This is a genomic window from Bacillus sp. 05T31 (assembly GCF_056396725.1).
The window spans coordinates 1-1,342 of the sequence record NZ_JBFTMA010000924.1 but is presented as its reverse complement, the minus strand read 5'-3'; the positions used below and the strand labels follow the sequence as shown (position 1 = coordinate 1,342).

Below are 1,342 nucleotides of genomic sequence, written 5' to 3'. Positions count from 1 at the left end.
TGCCTTAATTCTTTTATGATTATAGTATTCTATATACTTTGCTAATTCTTGTTTGAAATGTGTTATACTTTCAAATTCTTTTCGATACAGAAATTCCGATTTCATGATACCGAAGAAATTTTCAATAACGGCATTGTCATAACAGTTTCCTTTACGAGACATACTTTGAGTTATGCCACACTTCGTAAGAGAATGACGGTATTGTTTCATTTGATAGTGCCAGCCTTGATCAGAGTGAATGAGGAGYTTATCCTGATCTGTTACACGTTCAAAAGCTTRATCTAACATKGTTGAAACAAGGGAATAGGTAGGTCTTGARCCAATGGTATAGGTGATAATTTCACCATTAAATAAATCCAATATTGGCGATAGATATAACTTCTCCCCAAATAACTTAAACTCCGTAATATCTGTAACCCACTTCTCATTTGGTTTTTCAGATTGGAAGTTGCGATTTAAAATATTCGGCGCAATTTTCCCAACTGTCCCTTTATAAGAGCGATATTTTTTTATACGAACCAGACATTTTAACCCTAATTCTTTCATAAGACGATACACCTTTTTATGATTTACTTTGTGCCCACGATTCATAAGTTCATCGCGAATACGACGATAGCCATAACACCCATCGTGTTCATCATAAATAGCTTGAATCAGTGCTTTTACCTCCGCATTTGGATCAGGACGATTGAACTGTTTTATCCAATAATAGTACGTACTACGCGGAATATTAGCGAGTTTAAGTAACTCCTTAACAGGAAATTCATGCCTTAACTCATAGATTRCTTCCGCTTTGTCTTGTTTTGTGATTTTTCCTTGTTTTGAACTAAGGCATTCAACTTTTTTAAATATGCATTTTCCATACGTAAACGTTCATTTTCCGCTTGTAAGGCTTCGATTGATCCTTCAACTACTGGTTTTATATTTTTATCTTTCATGGTTGGACGCCCCTTTTTCTTTGATTGTAGGGCATCCAATCCTCCTGTTTCATACGCTATTTTCCATTTCCGAAGTGTTTCATAAGACGGAATATTGAAAAGTGCCGCTGTTTCTCTGATAGATGTCCCGTGTTCATTCATATAATAAAGTACATCTAGTTTATACTGAGCTGAGTAGAATGTATAGCGCTTTTCAAAGGCCTTTTCACCTGAAKATTCATATCGTCTAATCCACTCGCGAAGTAAAACAGGAGTAACTCCTATAGATTTAGCAATTGTTTCTCCACTTTCTRAACCATCTAAATATCGTTTCACCGCTTGGATTTTTTCTTTTGAAGAAAATTTAGCCATAAAAAATGCACCTCCAATTGTTAGACCGTGTCTAACAATTGGGGTGCACTTCA

At 35.4% G+C, this 1,342-nt stretch carries 1 protein-coding gene; it reads right to left on the bottom strand.

What is annotated here, in order from left to right; translation table 11 throughout:
• Positions 1-1,289, bottom strand: a protein-coding gene (locus tag AC1DJR_RS29940) for an IS3 family transposase (protein WP_477004250.1) whose coding sequence is annotated in 2 segments (ribosomal slippage) — positions 1-848 and positions 848-1,289 — 1,290 coding nt annotated over the 2 segments. Because the reading frame shifts where the segments join, the coding sequence is not laid out codon by codon here. This gene is flagged as partial in the annotation.
• Positions 1,290-1,342: the final 53 nt, after the last annotated feature.